At 37.5% G+C, this 22,231-nt stretch carries 17 protein-coding genes; 5 read left to right on the top strand and 12 right to left on the bottom strand.

Annotated features, from left to right (window positions below):
* Nucleotides 1–123 precede the first annotated feature (123 nt).
* Nucleotides 124–1,938, top strand: coding sequence for a WG repeat-containing protein (locus FEE95_RS08430; RefSeq protein ID WP_138657425.1), 1,815 nt, complete (start codon nt 124–126; stop codon nt 1,936–1,938).
* A gap of 3 nt (nt 1,939–1,941) precedes the next feature.
* Entirely contained in the window at nt 1,942–2,625 is a 684-nt protein-coding gene (locus FEE95_RS08425; RefSeq protein WP_138657424.1) for a hypothetical protein, read from the top strand.
* Nucleotides 2,626–2,631: 6 nt separating this feature from the next.
* Here FEE95_RS08425 and FEE95_RS08420 read toward each other — a convergent pair whose 3' ends face one another.
* The 8 genes from FEE95_RS08420 to FEE95_RS08385 are packed head-to-tail and all read right to left on the bottom strand — an operon-like array spanning nt 2,632 to nt 10,052.
* Nucleotides 2,632–3,474: a pseudouridine synthase gene (locus FEE95_RS08420; protein ID WP_138657423.1), complete on the bottom strand. Its 843-nt coding sequence runs from the start codon at nt 3,472–3,474 to the stop codon at nt 2,632–2,634.
* 25 nt (nt 3,475–3,499) lie between these two features.
* Entirely contained in the window at nt 3,500–4,450 is a 951-nt protein-coding gene (locus tag FEE95_RS08415) for a carbon-nitrogen hydrolase family protein (protein ID WP_138657422.1), read from the bottom strand.
* A gap of 42 nt (nt 4,451–4,492) precedes the next feature.
* The gene (locus FEE95_RS08410; protein ID WP_138657421.1) at nt 4,493–5,398 is read right to left on the bottom strand and encodes a geranylgeranylglycerol-phosphate geranylgeranyltransferase; all 906 of its coding nucleotides are present in this window, start codon (nt 5,396–5,398) and stop codon (nt 4,493–4,495) included.
* 16 nt (nt 5,399–5,414) lie between these two features.
* Entirely contained in the window at nt 5,415–6,353 is a 939-nt protein-coding gene (locus tag FEE95_RS08405; RefSeq protein WP_138657420.1) for a mevalonate kinase family protein, read from the bottom strand.
* A 58-nt stretch (nt 6,354–6,411) separates the two neighbouring features.
* Complete coding sequence (locus tag FEE95_RS08400; protein ID WP_138657419.1) at nt 6,412–7,494, bottom strand: diphosphomevalonate decarboxylase; 1,083 nt, start codon at nt 7,492–7,494, stop codon at nt 6,412–6,414.
* Nucleotides 7,495–7,536: 42 nt separating this feature from the next.
* Nucleotides 7,537–8,082: a DUF1697 domain-containing protein gene (locus FEE95_RS08395; protein ID WP_138657418.1), complete on the bottom strand. Its 546-nt coding sequence runs from the start codon at nt 8,080–8,082 to the stop codon at nt 7,537–7,539.
* A gap of 3 nt (nt 8,083–8,085) precedes the next feature.
* Nucleotides 8,086–9,363: a BaiN/RdsA family NAD(P)/FAD-dependent oxidoreductase gene (locus FEE95_RS08390; RefSeq protein ID WP_138657417.1), complete on the bottom strand. Its 1,278-nt coding sequence runs from the start codon at nt 9,361–9,363 to the stop codon at nt 8,086–8,088.
* A complete protein-coding gene (locus FEE95_RS08385) occupies nt 9,363–10,052 on the bottom strand; it encodes a glycerophosphodiester phosphodiesterase (RefSeq protein ID WP_238474527.1) in 690 nt (229 codons plus the stop codon). Before FEE95_RS08385 ends, FEE95_RS08390 begins: the two co-directional genes overlap by 1 nt.
* Before the next feature lie 263 nt (nt 10,053–10,315).
* Here FEE95_RS08385 and FEE95_RS08380 point away from each other — a divergent pair, with 263 nt between their 5' ends.
* Entirely contained in the window at nt 10,316–10,732 is a 417-nt protein-coding gene (locus tag FEE95_RS08380; protein WP_138657415.1) for a hypothetical protein, read from the top strand.
* 60 nt (nt 10,733–10,792) lie between these two features.
* On the opposite strand, the gene FEE95_RS08375 is transcribed toward FEE95_RS08380, so the two are convergent.
* From FEE95_RS08375 to FEE95_RS08360, 4 genes are read right to left on the bottom strand one after another with little or no spacing between them, the layout of a single operon-like run.
* Nucleotides 10,793–12,667 (bottom strand): alpha-amylase family glycosyl hydrolase, encoded by a 1,875-nt coding sequence (locus FEE95_RS08375; protein WP_138657414.1) that lies wholly within the window; start codon nt 12,665–12,667, stop codon nt 10,793–10,795.
* Between the two features lie 13 nt (nt 12,668–12,680).
* The gene (locus FEE95_RS08370) at nt 12,681–14,990 is read right to left on the bottom strand and encodes a glycoside hydrolase family 65 protein (protein ID WP_138657413.1); all 2,310 of its coding nucleotides are present in this window, start codon (nt 14,988–14,990) and stop codon (nt 12,681–12,683) included.
* A 49-nt stretch (nt 14,991–15,039) separates the two neighbouring features.
* Nucleotides 15,040–15,693 (bottom strand): beta-phosphoglucomutase, encoded by a 654-nt coding sequence (gene pgmB, locus FEE95_RS08365; RefSeq protein ID WP_138657412.1) that lies wholly within the window; start codon nt 15,691–15,693, stop codon nt 15,040–15,042.
* A gap of 19 nt (nt 15,694–15,712) precedes the next feature.
* The gene (locus FEE95_RS08360; RefSeq protein WP_138657411.1) at nt 15,713–16,744 is read right to left on the bottom strand and encodes a LacI family DNA-binding transcriptional regulator; all 1,032 of its coding nucleotides are present in this window, start codon (nt 16,742–16,744) and stop codon (nt 15,713–15,715) included.
* Between the two features lie 364 nt (nt 16,745–17,108).
* Between FEE95_RS08360 and FEE95_RS22300 the strand changes: the two genes are divergently transcribed.
* Complete coding sequence (locus tag FEE95_RS22300; protein WP_238474526.1) at nt 17,109–20,429, top strand: SusC/RagA family TonB-linked outer membrane protein; 3,321 nt, start codon at nt 17,109–17,111, stop codon at nt 20,427–20,429.
* A gap of 18 nt (nt 20,430–20,447) precedes the next feature.
* Complete coding sequence (locus FEE95_RS08345; RefSeq protein WP_138657410.1) at nt 20,448–22,055, top strand: RagB/SusD family nutrient uptake outer membrane protein; 1,608 nt, start codon at nt 20,448–20,450, stop codon at nt 22,053–22,055.
* Nucleotides 22,056–22,231: the final 176 nt, after the last annotated feature.

Genomic DNA, 22,231 nt, shown 5'->3' with positions numbered 1-22,231 from the left:
GATATTTCACGGTTTTCAGTGTAAAACGATGGAAGATAACGGTTTAGTTTTACCGAAATAATATAACGGTAGCTACGTTTGTAGTAAAGTTACCTCCGAAAATTTTCAAACCAACCAACCGAAATGAAGAATAGTGTTCTAACTTTTAGTATCATTTTACTATCCCTGTTTGCCCCGATGCAGGCGCAAGATATAAATCCTGAAATGGAAGCTTTTCTTGAAAGAATAGACGGCGCAAGTCTTGAGGAACTTGAAAAAGAACTAGATGAAGGTATTGAGGGAATAAAGGCCTTTATGGGGTTTTTTGATGCTCCGGGTGAAGAACCAAAAATGATAACGGACGAAGAAGAACGCCTTACGGAACCTTTCCGAATTGATACTTCAGTAGTTAAAGTGATGACCCAACAGTTTGAAAACATGGGTTTTCTACAAACTTTTAAGGAAAATAAATCGCACTTGAAATTTGATAAAATCGATGATGACTATTGGAATCAAGCCGATTTATCTGAAAGTATGGAAGAGTGGTTTGTTCCGAGGAAAATCTATTATAGAAATAGTACGCCCGTAATGAGCGGAATTGAAAACAACAAAATTAGTTTTTTCTGGGAGGAAGACTGGGGTGACATTAAGGTCATTGATAGCATTGAAATTGATTACAACATTCGTTATACCAAGGCCTATGACTCCTTACAATTAACCAAGAAAACAAAAAAACTGAATTACAAGCAGGGTGTCGTAAAAGTTAAAAAGATTGAAAAAAACCACCTCTATATAACGATTAGCGATGCATATGCAGACGGAATGTACCTTAGAGCTTTCAACAAAGATGGCAAACCCTTAGGTCAAAATAGCAGTTCATTCTCCCCCACCGCTGATGATTCTGCAGGGGATACTATGGCAGCAATGCTTTCACTTTTAGAAGATGTGCAAGGCAGACTGAAAAAGGATAAATTTAATGATGTAGAAGAGCTCAAAAAGTATTTAATCAAAAATGTTTCAAAAATTGAAGGTGGAAAAGATACCGACGGAGTTAACCACAGAAAATACTTTTTTAGAGGAAACATTGATACGATAATGCTTTATTTTCAAACTGAAGAAGGTTTTCAAACGGTACCATTCACGGCAACAAACAATGGCTTATTCCGAAAAATTCTACTCAATCAGACCAAAGAGCACCTCATTTTTATGGATGAAGATGCAAAAGAAATCTTTAGAATTGATGAAAGACCCTTAGAACGTATTGGCAACCGCTTTTTTATGGAAGATGAAACCTATTTTTATCTGAATATAGCGGACAAACGTCTAAACAAGATGGAAGCTGTAAACGTATATGAAACTAGCAACGGACATGTATTTATACAGCAAAATTTAGAGCATGGCTTTATTGCCCATGATGTCAACCTCAAAAAACTTTCTGACCTTGAATTCTCAAACGTATGGTATGTAAATAAAGAATATGCTCACGCGCTAAGTCATGACAAAGAAGTGTATACCATAGACTCTGTAGGAAATATCAAAAAAGTTGAAGGCGTTGATGAAATAGTCATACAATCAGAAGGTCTAACAATGGTTAGGTCAAATGAAAAGTATGGTTTTATGGATGTTTCTGGGAAAGTAATTGTGCCTTGTACATATGCTGATGCAGAGGCATTTTCAGAAGGTCTAGCCATTATAAAGAATGACGAAGGTCAGTATGGGTTTGTTGACAAAACGGGAGAAATTATATTACCTCTAGTCTATAACAGGGCAAATTCTTTTGAAAATGGAATTGCTTTAGTTTCCAAAGGCGATGGCTATTTACTCATTAATAAAACCGGAAAAGTCATCGTAAAAACTGATAGTAACGGATATTTCATTAATGGCACGGGAGTTCAAAAGACCTATCAATTGGGCGATAAAAAATATGATGCTTTTGGGAAGTTGATTTCACAAGAATAAGCAATGCAAAAACTAACAGATTACATTTTCAACCTTTCCCCAAAGAAACTAGCCATTTATTTAGTGCTTGGGCCATTGGTTTTGTTTTTGTTTCATACCGGTATCTCCATTGCTTTTCGTACAATTTCTAATCCTGAAATAAATCAGTTCGCGAGTCTTCTTTTAGCCATTCTATCGCTTATTTTGGGTGTATTCATACTTCTATGGCTAGTCTGGTTGAGGAGTGCGGTATATTCAGTTCAAGAAACAGAAATTGGTTTAGCTCGAAGATGGTTTAAAATCGCTTATACTTTTCTATGGATTTTCATTCTTTTCAATCTAGTTGCAACAATTATTGAAATCCCGTTAAAAAATAGTAGTTGGAGTGAATATGCATACCTTATTTACACCTCACGAGAATTCATAAATTTTGGAGGAATTCTAATTGCTTACCCAATAGTTTGCCACTATGCAGCACGAGCAACCATGGTCAAACGAACGAATGAACCGGCTACTTTTATTGGAGCCATTCCTTTTACACTATTATTTATTTTCGGGACTGTTTTAGGAATTCCTTTTGTGCACAACTATTTCAGTACTAAAACTTCCACTAAATCTGAAGTAGTCGTCATTTACGGTATCAGTTTGGCTTTGTTTTTTCTGATTCTAATTGTTGGTTTTATTGCTGCAGTAACTGGGTTGGTGTAAAAGAAACTACTGAACCATTCCTAAATTAATAACTTCTTGCTTAGTAAGATAACGCCAATGTCCTCTGGGAAGATCTTTTTTAGTAAGGGTACTATACACTACTCTATCTAGTTTCGTGACTTCGTAATCAAGCTCTTCAAATAGACGCTTTACGATATTATTTCTTGAGCTATAAATCTCAATCCCTACTTGATTTTTAGGGGTATTATCAATAAAACTAATATCTTGAACTCGAACCACGTGATCTTCAACAGACAAACCTTCTTTGATGCGCTTTAAATCGGCACTTCGCAATTCTTTGGTCAAAGTAACATGATATATTTTTCGAAGTCCGTTTTTTGGTCTTGCTAATCTTTTTGAAAGTTCTCCATCGTTTGTAAATAGAATGAGGCCAGTAGTGCTTTTATCTAACTTGTCAACTGCGGTTAATTCAGATTTAGAAGCTCCCGCAACCAAACTTGCTGCTGTACGTCTTCCGCGCTCATCTCTACCTTTGGTCGCAAAGTCTTTGGGTTTGTTCAGTAGAACGTACTCTTTTTTTATAGGGTTCAGCCTACGACCGTCAAATCGAACATCATCGGTCAACTTCACCTTATAGCCCATTTCAGAAATGGGTTTTCCATTGACGGTCACATTACCTGCGGTGATATAAATATCAGCTTCACGGCGTGAGCATACACCTGAGTTTGCCAAGTACCGATTCAATCGAATCTCATTCGGATTTGAGGGTTGTTTCCTTTCCGTTTTTTTAACTGAAGATTTTCCCTTTCCAATATTTCTATTTCGAAAAGCTCCCACCTTTTTTTCAGGTTTCTTTTTACCTCCATTATTGGAATCTGACCTACCCATTGTGTTCTTTTTTACAAAGGTAGTCTTAATCCTCAAACTCCACAGTAGATTGCCGCTCTCTATTTACAGTCAATTTAGTAACGTCAGGTCTTGAATAATGCCCAACTGGGTCAAAATTTTGACGCTCTTCATACACCCGATTAAAATCCAAGTCTTGATATATCAAACCTTCTTTATAAAGAACGGGTTCGATAAGCCATTCTCCATCAGGACCAGCAATACATGAACCCCCGTTGGCTAGGGTTTCGGGTGCTTTTGCTAAAATAGCATCCATATGAGGTGTATCTTTTGGAAAGTCAGATTTCTGCATTAATGAAGAAACTGAAATCACAAAGCTGCGCGACTCTCTGGCTATAAATCGCGTTATGTCTTTAGTGTTATGTTCACTCCCAGGCCAAACAGCTATATGAAGATTTTCTCCCTGCCCGTATAGTGCTGTTCGTGGTAATGGCATCCAATTTTCCCAGCAGTTGAGTCCGCCAACGGTAAATTGCTTCAGTGGGTGCACTTGCAAGCCATTACCATCACCAGGAGCCCAAGTTAAACGTTCATCGTAGGTGGGTTGTAATTTCCTGTGAACAGACTTTATTTCTCCTTTCTGATTAATGTAAACCAAAGAAGCATAAATACTATGTCCGCCTCTGTTCTGGGCGCGTTCCATTATCCCCAAGTAAATGGCAATACTATTTTCCTTAGCTAACTTACAAATGGAGTCTAATTCACCAGCTTCAATTTGAATTGAATTTCGAACGTAATGGGCATGTATTTCTTTATTAATCTTTTTATCCCATTCGGCACCATCAGTTAATGCTAGCCAGAAGGGATATCCAGGCAATAATGCTTCCCCAAAAACGATAAGTTCAGCATTTTGCGCGGCAGCCTCTTTTAAGGTCGTTTCTATTTTTTTTACCGTAGCTGCCTTATCAAGCCATACAGGTGAAATCTGCGCTAGTGCTACTTTAAGAATATTTTCCATGGATAAATTAATTTTATAATGAGTCGTACCGAAAATCAGCACTTACAAAATACGATTTAGCACCAAATCAATATCAATTAATAGGATACTAAAGACACCGACAATAATGATAAATTTTAAAATGTTGTGTAGCCAAACATAGTGCTTTTTCGTTTTCGCCTGTAGCAATAACACAAGAAACAAAATCAAAAGTGCAATGCATGCCATGAAATAGTAGTTCATCAAGCCAACATCAAATTTCATAATCAATAAAAGGGAAGGGATAAGGGTAAGTAAAATCAAACCTGCAATCATAAACTTTGAAACCTTTGGGTCATATAGGATAGGAATGGTTCGATAGTTCTGTGCGAGGTCGCCTTTCATATTCTCCAAATCTTTTATCATTTCTCGAACTAAAATTAAAAGGAATAAAAAGATAGCATGCACAAAAATTACGTTCTCAAAATTCTTGTAGTAAACGAATACGGCAAAGAAGGGTGCAATTGCCAAGGTCGCAGAAACAAAATTACCTATGAAAGGTACTTTCTTAAGTTTATGGGAATAGAACCAAATTCCGAAGATATAAGCAGAGAAGAAAAGAACGGCCCTAAAAGAAACATAACTCGCTGCAAAAACAGCTAGAAAGTTTAAAATGAAATAGGTGGTCAACTTAAATCGTTGGCTTACCAATCGATCCAACATACTTTTCTTCGGCTTGTTAATCAGGTCTTTTTCCGCGTCGTAAAAGTTGTTGATGATGTATCCACTAGCAATGACCAGTGCGGATGCTAATACAATAAAAAAGAGATTTAAATCAAAGACCACTTTACGAAGCGGTAAATCAGGCGACAGAATATAGATTGACGCCAGGTACTGCGCCAAAGCAATCATCAGAATATTGTAGCCTCGAACCACTGAAAACAGACTCAATAACTTTAAAAGTAAGAGTTTGTTTTTTCTACTAAGCATTTTTGAGGGTGTTGTACTAGAAGTTGTACACCACTTCTAAATTATAATCTTTAAGTGCAGATTTCGCCTTGTCGATGTCTTGTGTAAAACCTAAAATATACCCACCACCACCTGAACCACAAAGTTTTAAGTAGTAGTCGTTCGTATCGATTCCTTGTTTCCAAAGTTGGTGAAATTTTGTCGGAATCATTGGCTTAAAGTTATCTAAAACCACATGTGAGAGTTGTTTTAGATTTCCGAAAAGCGACTTTACATTACCATTTACGAAATCTTCAACACAAGCATCTGTATGTTTGATGAATTGATTTTTCAGCATGGTTCGAAAACCTTCTTGCTTCATCTTCTCCATAAACAACTGAACCATCGGAGCAGTCTCTCCAGTAGTACCACTGTCCAATAAAAATACAGCACCTTTACCTTCAGTGTTTTGGCTAGGAATGCTAGTGGATTCAATATTGTCTTGCGAATTGATAAGGATTGGCAAGCTCAAATAGCTATTCAAAGGGTCTAGCCCTGAAGACTTTCCGTGGAAGAAAGATTCCATCTTACCAAAAATCAGCTTTAATTTTAGGAGTTTTTCACGGGTAAGATTTTCAAGAACCGTAATCTTATCATTTGCATATTGGTCATAAACGGCAGCCACTAAAGCTCCGCTGCTTCCTACGCCATATCCTTGTGGGATAGAGCTATCGAAGTACATTCCTGATTCAACATCCTTTTTCAAAGCTTCAAAATTGAACGTAACCAACTCAGGTTCTTCATTCGAAACCTCTTCTAAGTAAGTCACAAAATTCTTCAGGTGACCATTAGAATCTAAGGCTTCTTTAGATGGATTTTCATCCGTCTTCAAAGCACCTTTAAAAAAATTATAAGGTATAGATAAACCTTTCGAATCTTTAATAATTCCGTACTCTCCGAAGAGCAATATCTTAGAATAAAATAAGGGACCTTTCATATAATCTTCAATATGGTTAACTATGTAACGCTAATAAGACACTTTAATGATTAAAAAGTTACATCTTTTTGGCACCAAAACCAATTCGATCACAAAGGTACTGTCCATTTTCGCAATATGCAACCAACTCATTCTTAATAAATTGAAATACCTCATCCTTCTCAGAATCCGGATAAAGCACGTGTACATTGGCTCCAGCATCTAAAGTAAAACAAACATTTGTATTTGAAGACTCCCGAAATGCCCATATTTTATTGATGATTTCAAGGGTATTCGGTTTCATCAAAACAAAATAAGGCAAACTGGTCATCATCATTGCATGAAGTGTTAGCGCCTCACTTTCAACAATTTCAATAAAAGATTTTAAATTTCCCTTTGAAAAAACGGTTATTAATTTCGTCAGATTTTCATGCGCTTGGTCGAACCGGTTTTTGGCAAAAGGATGATTGTGCATTAAATCATGACCAACGGTACTACTTACTTGTTTTTGTCCTTTGTCGACTAACAAAATAGTATCATGGTAATTCTTAAAAATAGGATGTACTTCATACGGATATTTGATTCCGTATAAATCAGAACTACCATCAGTGTCTGTATGATTTCCCCATTGTATCAAATCGCCTTCAATACTTCTGCTAGCGCTACCGGACCCTAAACGTGCTAAAAAAGATGCCTTTTTATTAAAAAAGTCATCTTTCATTTCAGGATTTAGTTCCTGTTCAATGGCCATCAAACAAAGCGCTAAAGCCGACATACCACTGGCGGAAGAAGCTATTCCGCTACTATGCGGAAAAGAGTTCGAGGTTTCAATGGTAAAATGGAAATCCTTTAAGAAGGGAAGGTACTTTTCAATACGATTCAAAAAGATTTCGATTTTTGGTTTGAAATCTTCTTTGAGTTTTCCTTCAAACAACAAATCAAATGAGAAATTCGAAGTCTTCGAAGCTAATTTTTTATAGGAAATCGATGTTGTTGTGGCACAAGCATTCAAAGTAAAACTTATGGAAGGGTTGGCCGGAATTTGATTTTCTTTTTTACCCCAATACTTTACCAATGCAATGTTACTTGGTGATTTGTAAGTCACTTTCCCCTCTGAAATTTCATTGGAATATTCAGAAGGAATAAAGTTTTTTTCTGTCATTGAAAACGGAATTTGTGCAAAGATAGTTGTTGGTTGTTAAATTTAGTTTTCATCAGCTAATTCCAACAACTTCACCATTGTTCTATGATTTCTAGTAGTTGCGGACACTTTTAGTTTTCGCTCAATAATATTGTTAGTTAATTTGGCCTTTCCTGCGCCATTTAAACAGTTGAGATAGACACATTTATTGCTAATAGAAAACAGTTCGTTAGGGTAGTCTTCCTGAACCAGATTAGCAATGGATTCACCTTCCGGGGCATTTTTTAATAAGACATAATAAATTCTTTTTGCCTCTAAATCCTCTTTTTTAGAGTAAGGACTTTTTTTTAGAATATCCTCTAGTTCAGTTTTCGTTTTCACCAAAACTGGAACGTCAAAACCAAATGAATTTGTAATAGCTTTTTTGATTTTATCTTCTAAATTCTGAAGCTTCCTTTCCTCTGAGCTAAAAACCAGATTTCCGCTTTGAATGTAAGTTACCACATCCTTAAGGCCCAATTTCACCATCAGGGCTTCTAAATCGGCCATTTTTATTTTCTTTTGACCACTGACGTTGACTCCTCTTAACAAGGCTATATAGGTTATCATAACTTACGATTTTGTTATTCCTTTGGCGGCTATATAAGCGCCCGTCCAAGCGTTTTGAAAATTAAATCCCCCTGTTATGGCATCAACATTCAGAACTTCTCCTGCAAAAAACAAGTTGGGTAGCACTTTGCTTTCAAAGGTTTTGAAATTAATCTCTTTTAGATTTATTCCTCCCGCTGTAACGAATTCTTCTTTAAATGTACTTTTCCCGTCAACGGAAAATTGGCATTTCGTCAATTGATTGGCTAATGATTGTAATTGTTCTTTATTCGTATCTGCCCATTTCGTATCCTCAGAGATTCCGGTTGCGCGAACCAGATTAGTCCATAAACGTCTTGGAATGTCGACCGCTTTCGTACGTAGGACTGTTTTCTTTCCTTCTACTGTCTTAATTTCCTGTAATAAACTAATAACAGCTTCCGAGTGATAATCGGGAAGCCAATTAATTCTCAACTGAAATTTATAATTCATTTCATTCAAAAACTTTGCACCCCAAGCAGAAAGTTTTAAAATAGCTGGACCGCTCAAGCCCCAATGCGTAATCAAAACTGGTCCATCAGAACGCAACAAAACCTTATCAGACACCTTGGTTTTCAACTGTATTGTAATTTTAGGTTGGTACACCTTTTTTGCTAAAACCTCTACACTCGCATAGGTACTCAAACCAGGAATTCCTTTAATCCGATCATCCTTGATATTAAAAGTAAAGAGCGATGGAACTGGGGGTTCTATGGAGTGTCCTAAATTTTCAAGTATTTTCCAGATTTTTGGATTGCTCCCTGTAGCTATCAATAATTTTCTGCAGTAGTAGGTTTTTTTAATGGAAGTAACTTCCCATCTATTTTCACCGTCATTTTCAATTGTGGTGATACCCACTACACTACTATGTTTAAGGATTTGAATTCCTAAACGTTCAGTCTCTTTTAAAAAGCAATCGATAATGGTCTGCGAGGAATTAGAAACAGGAAACATTCGACCATCCTCTTCTATCTTCAAGGCAATTCCCCGTTCTTCAAAAAAAGAAACGGTATCACCACTGCAATAGTTGTGGAAAGGCCCTAAAAGTTCTTTCTCTCCTCTTGGGTAGTTTTTAACCAGTTCACCAGGGTCAAATTCCGCATGAGTAACATTACATCTTCCACCACCAGAAACTTTCACCTTTGAAAGAACATCCTTGCCCCGTTCGAGGATGGCAATTTTTAGATTTGGATTCGTCTCCGCAATATGAATTGCGGCATAAAAGCCAGCTGCACCTCCTCCAATAATGAGCACATCATACATTAATTAACCCGTTCAGGATAGTTTGTTATGATGCCATCTACGCCCAATCGTTTCATGGCCAAAATATCTTCTGGCTCATTAACTGTCCATGTATAAATCTTAAAACCCGCTTCTTTGATTTTTAAATTATTTTCTGCGTTTAACATCCTAAAATTAGGATTAATCGCCTCAGCATTAAGTTCCTTTGCTATTTCAATGGCATCTGCGGGGTCTTTTTCAGTGAGAATTGCAATAGGAATATCAGGATTTATTCTCCGCATTTCGCGAAGCTCATCCCATTTAAAACTGGAGATAACAAAATCATCAATTTTCCAACCCATCTCTTTGACGTAATAATCGGTAATAAAGTTCACCCGATTTGTCGTATTTGAACCTTTCAATTCTATATTAAGTCTAACCTTGTGATCAATGGTTTTAAGAATGTCTTGAAGCATAGGTATTTTGTGGCCTCCATCCAAAATAACCGCAGTAAGATCAAAATAGGTCCAGTCTTCAATAAAACCAGATGCATTTGATAAACGGTCCAGGGTTTCATCATGAAAAACGACCGTCTCTCCACTTTTCACATTAAAGACATCAATCTCAATCATATCTACACCCATATCCAAGGCCTTCTGAACTGATGCTACCGTGTTTTCTGTTTCATGACCCATCGCACCTCTGTGGCCAATTACTAATGGTTTGTTCATAGTTTCACAGCTTAAAAAAAGGAAAAGTGAAAGTACCAATCCAACAAATTTCATCTTAATCATCATTTACATTTAAATAACCCTCAAATATACAATTGGTTCTGCAATTTAGAAATTTATAGATGGATATCCCCCTCAATCAAAAAATAGACTAAAAACTTCATAAATCACATATAATCAGATAGATAACAATTGTTAAAGTTTTAAAAAATAGTTCATTTTTAATTACATTTATTTCACAACAACCAATTAAAACCAATATTATGTTTACAAAAACAAATTTAATCTCGACCATCATAACTGCCATTTGGGGCTTTATGGGTGGTTATCTTTTATGGGGAGTTTTGGCTGACAGCTTTCTTAACAATCATTTAGGAACTGCAGCTGGAGTGCCAAAAGAAGTCCCAGAATGGGGACTACTTGCACTTGGATGTCTAATTCAGGCCTTTGCCTTTTCAAGTATTTTCAGACACTGGGATGAGAGTCGTTATACGACCTCAGATGGTATGAAATATGGGATTCTTATCGGTGTCTTAGTCGGATTAGGAAATGAACTCATTAACCATGCTACAACCAATGTTCTTGACTTAACAGGAGCTCTTGTTAATGGATTGATTTATATTGTCTTTTATTCCGTAATGGGCTTTTTGGCCGGACTTATTTACAATAAAGTCAAATGAAACGTTGAAACCCATATTAAAAAAGGCTTCCAAATGGAAGCCTTTTTTGTAAAATAAAAGTTAGTTCAGCTGAAAAATGAAAGATTCCAAACCTTTCAATTCGATTTGAATCTTACCCATGCCATCATTCACTTTTAGAAGGTTTTCACTTCCATATAAAACATCTCTTATAGAATATTCCCCATCCATAAGATTCCATTTTTGAATTTGTTCTTTAGGTATTTTTAGTTCAAAGGAATACTCCGTATCCGCATCAAAATTGGAAACTACAATTAGTTTTTCGGTTGCTGACCAGCGCACAAATGAAAGCACTCGATGATTATAGTTATTAGTATGTTCTCGATTGTAATAGTGAATATCTTCATATGCGCCCATAAGCGCATCGCTGCCAATAGTAAAGTTCAAGAGCCGCTTATAAAAATCACGTAAGCTTTTTTCTTCTTCAAATAGTTGGCCTCCATCAAACTTTCGATCGTTAAGCCATCTTTGATGTGTTGGTACTCCTATATAATCAAAAATGGATGTTCGGGTTGGCTTACCAAATCCTGCGTCTTCTTTACCGGCTTCCCCTACTTCTTGTCCGAAGTACAGCATTGTTGGTGAGGTACTTATTGTTGCAGAAACGACCATTGCAGGCTTCCCTTTTTCAGCACTGCCAGCAAAATCAGGACTAGCAATTCGCTGCTCATCATGATTCTCTAAAAAGTGTAGCATATTGTGCTCAATATCTTGTAGGCCTTCTTGAACTTTCGGAATATGATCTGTCCAACCATGACCCTGCATGATGTGTTTTAGGCTATCATAAAGTTCTACTTTGTCATAGAGGTAATCCATTTTTCCTTTAAGCAGATACTCCCGATATAAACTTGGTTGATATACCTCAGCAAGTAAGAAAGCATCAGCATTTTTCATTTTTATATGGGAATTCATATAACTCCAGAATTCCACCGGAACCATTTCCGCCATATCATAACGAAAGCCGTCAACTCCCATTTCTACCCAATACAGGGCGATATCTTTAAATTTTTTCCAAGAACTAGGTACATCTTTATCTGACCAAAATTGATAGTGCTCTTTATAATTTTTTGAATCATATCCATCGGGAAGCCTATCAAAATCGTAGGAACCATCAGGTCGAACACCATAATTTATTTTCACAGTTTCATACCAATCATTCATACTAGGCTGTGGTGACCGAGAACCATTGCCTGTCCATTTTGCAGGAATCTCTTCGAATTTTCCATCAGATAAAACATGAGTATCTCCACCTAAAGGAATGTATCCATTTTCCCAATTTGGGACTTTGAACTCCGCCTCAGGTACATAATAAAAATTATTATCACGCTCATATTCCACTAAAGTATTATCTGTAGCACCAAAAGGTTCGGAGCCCTTTGGAGTTGATTTGCCTTCATAATTTCTGGCAACATGATTCGGTACGATATCGATTAGTAATTTCAGACCCGCGGCGTGCGTACGTTCTATTAACTGCTGGAACTCTTCCAGACGTTTTTCCGGGTTTTCCGCCAAATCAGGATTCACATTATAATAATCCTTAACAGCATACGGAGAACCTGCACGACCCTTGAAAATATCAGGGTCATCGTTGGAAATTCCAAATTCGGAGTAATCGGTAATTACTCCGTGGTGCGGAACACCTGTGTACCAGATATAAGTTACCCCTAAATCTTTGATTTCCTTAAGCGCTTCCTTCGAGAAATCCGAAAATTTCCCAACTCCGTTTTCCTCAAGGGTTCCCCAGGGTTTATTATTAGTATTTGTATTTCCAAAAAGTCTAGGGAATACCTGATAAACGACTTGTTTCTTTTTAGCGGTTTGACCTTGCGTCATTTTCTCAGTGGTGTTTTTATCGGTTTGGCAGCCCAAAAATACAATTGAAATACATAGAAGTGTTCGTTTCCAGACCCCTTTCATTGGTAAAATAAATTTAGATAGATATTACCTTTGCAGGTTCCAAAACAACCCGCTCTCCGTTTACACGAATTGACATATCTTCTTTGCCTCCCTCTAATTCAAATTTTGACCCTTCGTTAGACACCGTTACTTTTAAAACTCGCTTTCTAAAATTGATTTTGAAAGAATAGGCCTTCCATTGTTTTGGAATTCGAGGTGTGAACGACAATTTATCATCTAGAACCCGCATTCCTCCAAAACCTTCTACAATGCTCATCCAAGTACCCGCCATAGAAGTAATGTGTAAACCTTCTTCAACTTCTTTATTATAATCATCCAAATCCAAGCGCGATGTGCGCAGATAGAAAGTATAGGCCTGTTGCATGCGGTCTAACTTTGCTGCTTGAATACTATGAACACATGGAGATAGTGAAGATTCATGAACGGTAAAAGGTTCATAAAAATCGAAATGCTTTTGAAGTTCTTCAGTCGTGAAGTGGTCTTCGAATAGATAAAAACCTTGTAAAACATCAGCTTGTTTGATGTAAGGAGAACGTAAGATTCTATCCCAACTCCATTTTTGATTTATGGGGCGTTGCGAATTTGGCAAATCTTCAACGGTAATCAATTCTTTATCTAAGAATCCATCTTGTTGCAGAAAAACATCCTCTTCCTCGGAGAATGGGAAATACATATTTGCAGCTACTTTTTTCCATTTGGAAGTTTCCGAGTCTGTCAGTTTTGAAACTCCAATGATTCGGTCATAATCTTCAGGATACCCATCCTTTACTTTTTGTAATTGCTCGACGGCATAATTAATACACCATTTTGCCAAATAATTTGTGTACCAATTGTTATTGACATTATTCTCATATTCATTGGGGCCGGTAACTCCTAGAATTACGTACTTCTCTTTTTGCTTTGAAAATGTGGCTCTTTGTTGCCAAAAACGAGCGATTCCAATAAGTACTTCCAATCCCATTTCTGGGATATATGAATAATCCCCCGTAAAACGGTAGTAGTTGTAAATGGCAAAAGCGATGGCTCCATTTCTATGGATTTCCTCAAAGGTAATTTCCCATTCATTATGACATTCTTCGCCATTCATGGTGACCATCGGATACAAGGCAGCTCCGTTTGAAAATCCTAATTTCTCGGCGTTTTCAATGGCTTTTTCCAAATGATTGTACCGATATTCCAAGAGATTTCTAGCAACAATTTGGTCTTTTGTTGCCATGTAAAACGGAATACAATAGGCCTCGGTATCCCAATAGGTACTTCCGCCATATTTTTCTCCAGTAAATCCTTTTGGGCCAATATTTAGTCTGGAATCCTTGCCGGAATAGGTTTGATTTAGCTGAAAGATATTAAATCGGATGGCCTGTTGTGCTTTTACATCACCTTCAATAGAAATGTCGCTCATTTCCCAGATATCGTTCCAGGCCTCTTTTTGCTTTTCTAACAAAGCTTCAAAACCTAAATCAGTTGCTTTTTGCAAGACATTTTTTGCAGCTGCTACTAAATCTTCTTTCTTATGATTGGTATCAACGACATAACCGCCAAACTTATGAAGCTCTAGCGTTTCTCCTTTTTTTACCTCTTGCGAATACCCATGAGAAATAGAAAGTTCTTTTTTCGTTTCAATAGGCTTTTGTTCGATTGGCTTCCCGTTAAGATGAAGTTGCGATTGCATAAAAGTACACGTCGCAAAATTCGTCTTCATTGTATGCGCTTGAATAAAAGCTTGATTTCCCTCGTATGCAACATCCGTAGTATTCCAAAATTTATCATCCCAATTACTGTCTTCATTTGTAATTCCGGAATCCAAATACGGTTCAAAGAGAATTTCAACAGCATCCTCAAGCGGAGTAATTTCGTACTTAATGGCACCGACTTCATCTAAGTCCAGACTCAAAAAACGAGTTACTTTAACCTCTAACTGAATATTATTGTAAGTTTCGGCCTGAAAAGAACGTTGGTACCAACCTTCTTTCATATTCAATTCCCGCTTGAAATTAGAAACGGATTTGCAAGTATTTAAATCTAAAGCTTCCCCGTTTACGCTGACTTTGATTCCAATCCAATTTGGAGCGTTCAAAACTTTAGCAAAATATTCAGGATAGCCATTTTTCCACCAACCCACTCTTGTTTTATCAGGATAGTACACTCCACCGATATAACTTCCTTGAAAAGTTTCTCCCGAATAGTGCTCCTCAAAATTGGCGCGTTGCCCCATAGCTCCGTTACCAATACTAAATAAACTTTCAGAGGACTTTACGCGCTCTTTATCAAAGCCTTCTTCAATAATTGACCAATTATCTGCTTTTATGTAATCTTGATTCATGCAATTCTTTTAATATCATTCCCGTCTTCGCGAGAATCTTCTTTACTATCTATTTTATAAGGCCTTCTAAAAATTCCGTATCCATTTCCGTGAAATCTTTGAAATTGTGATGTGCTTCTGAAAGCACTTTATCATCTCCAATTCCGATACTGACCATTTTTGCAGTATTGGCCGCTTCAATTCCGGCTACTGCATCCTCAAAAACAACACAATTTTCGGGGGAAGCCCCCAATTTATCAGCGGCTATTAAAAAGACCTCTGGGTCTGGTTTTGCTTTGGTCACATTGTTTCCGTCAACAATAGCATCGAAATAGTGCAATAATTCAACCTTTTCTAAAATCGGTCTGGCATTTTTGCTAGCCGAACCCAAGGCAATAGGAATATTTCGTTCTTTCAGAAACTCCAAAACCCGAGTAACATCAGGAAGAATTTCAGAAGCGTTCATCTTTTCAATATATCTTAAATAATCTTCATTCTTTTCGACCATCCATCTATCAAAATCTTCTTGAGAGGCTTCAACATTTCCAATATCCAGCAAAATTTCTAGGCAGCGTTTTCTACTGACTCCCTTAAAAAGTTCATTTTGCTCTTCAGTGAATTCAAAGCCAAGCTCTTCCGCTAAATTTCGCCAGGCTAGGTAATGGTATTTGGCAGTATCAACAATAACACCATCCAAATCGAATATAAATCCGGTTTTAGTCATTTCGTAAAATAGTTGTGAATTAGTTAATGGTAGATTCTCTTTCTATTAAAGTACCTTCAATTACCTCAGTTCGATATGCCTCATCCTCCTCCTCTATATATTCTCTCTCTATCTTTTCTATTAACATTTGAGCTGCTATTTCTCCCATTTTATCACCATGCTGGGCAATTGAAGACAGTTTTGGCGAAGCATACCTCGACAACATCCCATTAGTAAATCCAACAAATGAAATGTCTTCTGGTATTTTAATGCCCATTTTTTGCACAACTCTCATACAACGTATGGCAAATATTTCATTTACACAAAGAACAGCATCTATCTCATTGGAGTTGAAAAAATCAGTTATTTGGGTGTCTTCTATTTCATCATGATAAGGCAGTGTCAGAATTCTATTCTCATTTAAGGGTATACCGTTATGTTCGAGAGCACTCTTATACCCTTCCATTCTCTTCTTACTCACATTAAAATAGTTATCTGTGGTAACCAAAGCAATATTTTTTCTACCTGACTGAATGAATTTTTGTACCACACTAAATGATATTTCTTTATCGTTCAGTATTACCTTATCACAGTTTATCACGTCGGTCACCCTATCAAATAAAACCAAAGGAATACCCTGATTTGTAACTTCAATTAAATGACTAAAATCATTTTTCTCTTCTGTTTCTGCAGATAAAGACATGATAAAGCCGTCAATGCTGCCATTTGCCAGCAATTCCATATTAATCACCTCTTTATCGAATGATTCATCAGAAACGCAAATGATAACATTATAACCTTTGCTATTAGCATACTTTTCAATGCCTCTAAATACGGTAGTAAAAAAATGATGAACAATATCTGGAATGATTACACCGATATTTTTAGTGTACTTATTTTTAAGGCTTATCGCAATATTGTTTGGCTTATAATTGTATAATTTGGCAAAGGCCTGCACCTTTTCCTTGGTATCCCTGCCTATTTCCTCGCTATTCTTTAAAGCCTTAGATACTGTTGAGATTGAAACCTCAAGTTCTCGAGCAATATCTTTTAAAGTGATTTTTCGCCGCAATGTGATTGTATTATGGGGTTTAACAAATCCAATGTACTTGTTTAAACCAGTTTTATTAATAAAATGTTATTTTTTAACATTCTTAGAACTGCTACAATGCAAATTCCAATATTCTGGTTCAAAAATAAAAAACATTATATTTGCCAAAAATTGCATATTTTTCGTTTTTCATAAGACAAACATGCGAAATGTTTAATTTACAGCTCTTTAAACCAGAAAACTCTTATTTTGGAAAAGTTATCAACACGAAACCGTTTTCGTAGTTTTTCAAATCTCTCTTAAAATCAATTTAACACTTTTTTTACATATTTTTAACGCTTGTATTTACTTAAAATTAAATTAACTCAACTTTAAATTAACATCTATGAAGATTACGCTACTTAGAAGCTTGTTCATGGTCGGAGCATTTTTATGCTTTGGACTTACGCAGGCACAGGAAGTAACCGGAACTGTTTCCGACGCCAATGGCCCCTTACCTGGTGCTAGTGTGGTGGTCAAAGGAACCACCACGGGAACCCAAACTGACTTTGATGGTAACTACACCATTAATGCAGAAAGTGATGCCACCTTAGTTTTTAGCTATGTTGGCTTTAAAACCCAAGAAATTGCGGTGAATGGACAATCTACAATTAACGCTATTATGCAAGAAGATGCAGAAGCGTTGGAAGAGGTTGTTGTTATTGGATACGGTACGACTACCGTCAAAGATGCGACAGGATCAGTTACTGCGGTTACAGCAAAAGACTTTAATGGCGGTGTAATTGCTTCGCCAGAACAGTTAATACAGGGTAAAACTGCCGGTGTTAACATTCAGCAAACAAGTGGTGAGCCAGGTGCGGGAATCTCTATTAACGTTAGGGGTTCAAACTCGGTTCGTGCAAATAACAATCCACTTTTTGTAGTTGATGGTGTGCCACTTTCAGGGGAAAACACTTCACCAGACGGTAACGCTGGTAACGGAGGAGCAACTAGCACAAGAAACCCTTTAAACTTTTTAAATCCATCAGATATTGAAAGTATTAGTGTCTTAAAAGATGCTTCCGCAACTGCCATCTATGGTTCTAGAGGTGCGAATGGTGTTGTAATCATAACAACGAAAAGTGGAAAATCTGCTCAAGGAGGTGTTTTCGAATGGTCATCTAATTTGAGTGTTGCAAGTCCAGCGAGAGAATATGACCTTTTAAATAGAGATGAATTCGTTTCTACTGTTTTTCAATTCAATCCTAACGCAGATTTGGCTACAACGGATTTTGGAAACGATACAGATTGGCAAGACTTTATAACAAGAACAGCTGCTTCTACAAACAATAACCTTTCGTATTCTAATAACTACGGAAAAGGAAATATTCGTGCAACTTTTGGTTATAGCAAGCAATTTGGTGTTATTGAAAAAACCGATTTGGAAAGAATTACAGGTAGAGTAAATCTAAGACACCGCTTTTTAGATGACAAATTAACCGTTGGTCTTTCTGCTACCATTTCACGTGTAAATGATGAAACTGCCCCACTAGCTGGTGGTGCCGGTTTTAGAGGTGACATACTGGGTGCTGCTTATTCAGCGAATCCAACTTGGACAACTGGATCAAATTTCGGTGCTCAAGGAGGGCTCATATCTCCTGCGAACTATTTGGCAAACAGCCAAATTAGAACGAACACGAATAGACTCCTTCTTAATGGTTCTGCTGAATACAAGATTACCTCAGAACTTACGGGTAAAGTTAACTTAGGTTATGACAAGTCGGAAGGTGAGAACAACTCTGTTATTGCCTCATCCGTCAGAAATATAGAAGGAGGGCTCATATCTCCTGCGAACTATTTGGCAAACAGCCAAATTAGAACGAACACGAATAGACTCCTTCTTAATGGTTCTGCTGAATACAAGATTACCTCAGAACTTACGGGTAAAGTTAACTTAGGTTATGACAAGTCGGAAGGTGAGAACAACTCTGTTATTGCCTCATCCGTCAGAAATATAGACGGTATACAAGGTATTGGTTTTGGAACATACAATACTCTAGAGCGCGAAAATAGCCTAATGGAAATAACGTTGAACTACAATAAAGATTTGGGTAATTCAAAACTAGATTTTCTTGTTGGATACTCTTTCCAAGATTTTAAGACAAGTGGTAGAAATGCAACCGCTCGTGGTTTTGGAACTACCGCACTAAATGGAATGGTTAGTGATTTACAACGTACTGTGAACGATGCACAAGCAACAATTAGCGGTCCTTTCCAACAGTTTTACTACGGAACGAATTCAAGTACTTTATTTATCAACAGATTACTACCGACGGTAGTTGCTGGTGAGGAGGTGCCGAGACTTTTTAGTCAAAGAGTACGTGCACTTGCTGTTGACACTTTCGACAATACAGATGAATTGCAATCGTTCTTCGGAAGGATTAACTATTCAATAGCCAGTAAATATTTATTTACAGCTACGGTTAGAGCAGATGGTTCGTCTCGTTTTGGACCTGAAAATCAATATGGAATCTTCCCTTCAGGAGCTTTTGCATGGCAATTGGGTGAAGAGGATTTTATCGGAGATAGTGTTTCTACTTTAAAATTACGATTGAGTGCAGGTGTTACAGGTAACCAAGATGGTTTAGGTTATGGTAACTTTGTTGCAAGACAACGTTTTGGTGGAATTGGAATTCAAAATAACGGAGATATCAATCCAAATGGTTTAGCCATCGTTGCTACAGATGTTCCTGACTTAAAATGGGAGCCAACGTTAAACTTGAACGTTGGTCTTGACTTCGGATTCGGTCAAGATAGATTTAGCGGTAGTATAGATGTATATCGTAATACAACAACAGATGTTTTATTAAGAACTCCACCTGCTGCACCAGCCGTTGATCCTTTCCAGTTTGGTAATGTTGACGCAACCATTCTTAACCAAGGTATTGAACTTGCTTTAGGTTATGATTGGATACAAAAAGCTGATTTTAACTTTTCAACTTCCTTTAACATAGCCTACAACCAAAACGAAGTTCAAGACTTTGGTGGTTTAATTGATACAGGTGCGGTTAACGGTCAAGGATTATCAGGTGCATTTGCACAGCGTTTTGCTGCAGGTCATTCTTTATTCTCTTATTACATGGCTGAGTACACAGGATTAGATTCCGCTGGCCAACCAACTTTTAAAGATCAGAATGGTGATGGTGTTGGTGATGTTTTCCAAGACAAGATATTTGTAGGAGAAGATGCTCTTCCAGATGTTACTGCTGGTTTATCATTGAATTTGAATGCTAAAAATTGGGATTTTGCGGCTTATTTTTCTAGCCAGTTCGGGTTCTCAGTTTACAACAATACCGCCAATGGTCTTTTTACCGCCGGTTCAATCACCAATGCTAGAAACGTTACACAAGATGTAAGAACTAGCGGCGAAGCCTCTGGTGCTTCTGCCGATGTTTCTACTCGTTATTTAGAAAAAGGTGATTTTGTTCGATTCCAAAACGCAACCCTTGGTTATAATTGGCCTCTTAGTGGTGACGGTTTGTTTAAGTCATTACGTTTATCTTTAACAGGACAGAACTTATTCTTAATCACAGATTATAGTGGTTTAGATCCTGAGATTACGGTGGCTACTGGAGATTTAGGTTCAGGAGTTCCTACTAGAGGTATTGACTGGTCAGGATTTCCAAATCCAAGAACCTTTACATTCGGTATAAACGCATCATTCTAATTAAAAAAATTGAAAATCATGAAAAGAATTAATTTGAAAATTTATTTTACCAGCCTCCTTTTGGTTGTAGGATTAGCTTCCTGTACCGATTTGGAGCTTGAGGAAACCGATTCTATTATTAGTGCTGGTTTCCAAGGATTAGCTGATCCTTCATCTACTGTTGATGAATTATACAATAGATTGAATGGTCAATACGGTGATCAAGGTAACCGTTTTGCTCTAATGGAAGTAACCGCTGACGCGGCAATCGTTCCTACTAGAGGTACTGACTGGGGTGATAACGGACAATGGTCTAGCTTACACCAACACTTATGGACTCCTGAGCACGTTTTCGTAATTGCCGTATGGAACCAATGGAATGGTAACCAACTACTTGCTTCTCAAATATTAGATTCAAGAAGTAACCCATCTGCCGAAAACATTGGTGAAGCTAGCTTTATTCGTGCATTGAGCATGTGGACTATTTTGGATTTCTATGGCCAAGTACCTTTCAGAGATGTGACATTACCATCTTCTACGCTACCAGAAGTTCTTACGGGTCAAGCTGCGCTAGACTTTATTATGGCTGATGTAGATACTGCAATTTCGAACCTTCCTAGCGTTGCCGCAGGTAGTGGTGAAGCCAATGGAAGAGCTAGCAAAGCCGCTGCAAGATATCTAAAAGCGAAAATACTTTTGAACAAGCACATCTACCTAGGTGGAAGTGTTGATAGCGGTGATATGTCTGCTGTTATCTCGTTAGTTGATGAAATAGCTGGTGAAGGCTACGCACTTCAAGATGGGTATTTTAATCTCTTTAGAGATTCTGCGGATAATGAAACTATCTGGTCATTGGCATCAGGTGTTGGTAACCGTATCTTCAACGGGTTACACTACAACTCGACTTCTCAAGGTGGTGGTGGATGGAATGGATTTAGCACATTAGCTGAATACTACGACCTTTTCGAAGGGGATCCAAATAGCAACCGTGTTGAGTTGGATGAAACTCCGCTTGACATGCAAGAAGAAAGACGTGGTGGTGTTCCATCCGGCGGTATTCCATTTACAGGAAGAGATCAAACAGAAGATGAAGATGGATTCGAAGTTGGTTCCAATGTGGGTAATGGTTTCCTAGTAGGACAACAATATGCACTGGACGGCACTGCATTAACAGATAGAGCTGGTGCTCCTTTAACATTCAAGAGAGATTTCTTAGATGGTGACGGTGCTCCCAACATCATCAATAATGACGAAACCACTGGTATTCGTGTTATGAAATATGCACCACGTTTTGGAGCGTTCCGCGGACATGAGATTTTCTTCAGATATGCAGATGCACATTTGATGAAAGCAGAAGCCATGATGCGCAGTGGTGGTGACCCAACTGCCATGGTAAACGAATTAAGAGTTTTAAGAAAAGCTTCTCCTCTAGGTTCTGTAAGCGAGCAAGATTTATTGGATGAAAGAGGGCGTGAGCTATATGCTGAGGCTTGGAGAAGACAAGATTTGATTCGTTTCGGCCAATACACAAGAGACTGGCAATTCAAAGCTGCCGGTTCAATTGGCAATGACACCTACAAGTTATTCCCAATCCCTGCTTCTCAACTACTTGCTAATCCAGCATTAGTTCAAAACCCAGGATACTAGGATTATTTAAATTTTAAGTTTTAAAAAAGCCCTGATGAACTTTCATCAGGGCTTTTTTTGTTTCCGTTCAAATCTCAAAATTCTATCTTTTTGTGGTTTTAAGCTATTGCTTCAAGTTCGGTTTGTGACAAACTGCTAAAAACGATATCTTTCGCTCCGCAAACGTTTTAGTAAAT

The sequence above is a fragment of the Maribacter algarum (ex Zhang et al. 2020) genome, assembly GCF_005885635.1.
GTDB classification, from domain to species: Bacteria; Bacteroidota; Bacteroidia; order Flavobacteriales; family Flavobacteriaceae; genus Maribacter_C; species Maribacter_C algarum.
This window is presented reverse-complemented; position numbering and strand designations above follow the sequence as displayed.

What these genes read in the sequence shown, in the direction of transcription:
- FEE95_RS08430 (WP_138657425.1), top strand. Translation starts at nt 124, where the DNA reads ATGAAGAATAGTGTTCTAACTTTTAGTATCATTTTACTATCCCTGTTT.
- FEE95_RS08425 (WP_138657424.1), top strand. Translation starts at nt 1,942, where the DNA reads ATGCAAAAACTAACAGATTACATTTTCAACCTTTCCCCAAAGAAACTA.
- FEE95_RS08420 (WP_138657423.1), bottom strand. Translation starts at nt 3,474, where the DNA reads ATGGGTAGGTCAGATTCCAATAATGGAGGTAAAAAGAAACCTGAAAAA.
- FEE95_RS08415 (WP_138657422.1), bottom strand. Translation starts at nt 4,450, where the DNA reads ATGGAAAATATTCTTAAAGTAGCACTAGCGCAGATTTCACCTGTATGG.
- FEE95_RS08410 (WP_138657421.1), bottom strand. Translation starts at nt 5,398, where the DNA reads ATGCTTAGTAGAAAAAACAAACTCTTACTTTTAAAGTTATTGAGTCTG.
- FEE95_RS08405 (WP_138657420.1), bottom strand. Translation starts at nt 6,353, where the DNA reads ATGAAAGGTCCCTTATTTTATTCTAAGATATTGCTCTTCGGAGAGTAC.
- FEE95_RS08400 (WP_138657419.1), bottom strand. Translation starts at nt 7,494, where the DNA reads ATGACAGAAAAAAACTTTATTCCTTCTGAATATTCCAATGAAATTTCA.
- FEE95_RS08395 (WP_138657418.1), bottom strand. Translation starts at nt 8,082, where the DNA reads ATGATAACCTATATAGCCTTGTTAAGAGGAGTCAACGTCAGTGGTCAA.
- FEE95_RS08390 (WP_138657417.1), bottom strand. Translation starts at nt 9,363, where the DNA reads ATGTATGATGTGCTCATTATTGGAGGAGGTGCAGCTGGCTTTTATGCC.
- FEE95_RS08385 (WP_238474527.1), bottom strand. Translation starts at nt 10,052, where the DNA reads ATGAACAAACCATTAGTAATTGGCCACAGAGGTGCGATGGGTCATGAA.
- FEE95_RS08380 (WP_138657415.1), top strand. Translation starts at nt 10,316, where the DNA reads ATGTTTACAAAAACAAATTTAATCTCGACCATCATAACTGCCATTTGG.
- FEE95_RS08375 (WP_138657414.1), bottom strand. Translation starts at nt 12,667, where the DNA reads ATGAAAGGGGTCTGGAAACGAACACTTCTATGTATTTCAATTGTATTT.
- FEE95_RS08370 (WP_138657413.1), bottom strand. Translation starts at nt 14,990, where the DNA reads ATGAATCAAGATTACATAAAAGCAGATAATTGGTCAATTATTGAAGAA.
- pgmB (WP_138657412.1), bottom strand. Translation starts at nt 15,693, where the DNA reads ATGACTAAAACCGGATTTATATTCGATTTGGATGGTGTTATTGTTGAT.
- FEE95_RS22300 (WP_238474526.1), top strand. Translation starts at nt 17,109, where the DNA reads ATGAAGATTACGCTACTTAGAAGCTTGTTCATGGTCGGAGCATTTTTA.
- FEE95_RS08345 (WP_138657410.1), top strand. Translation starts at nt 20,448, where the DNA reads ATGAAAAGAATTAATTTGAAAATTTATTTTACCAGCCTCCTTTTGGTT.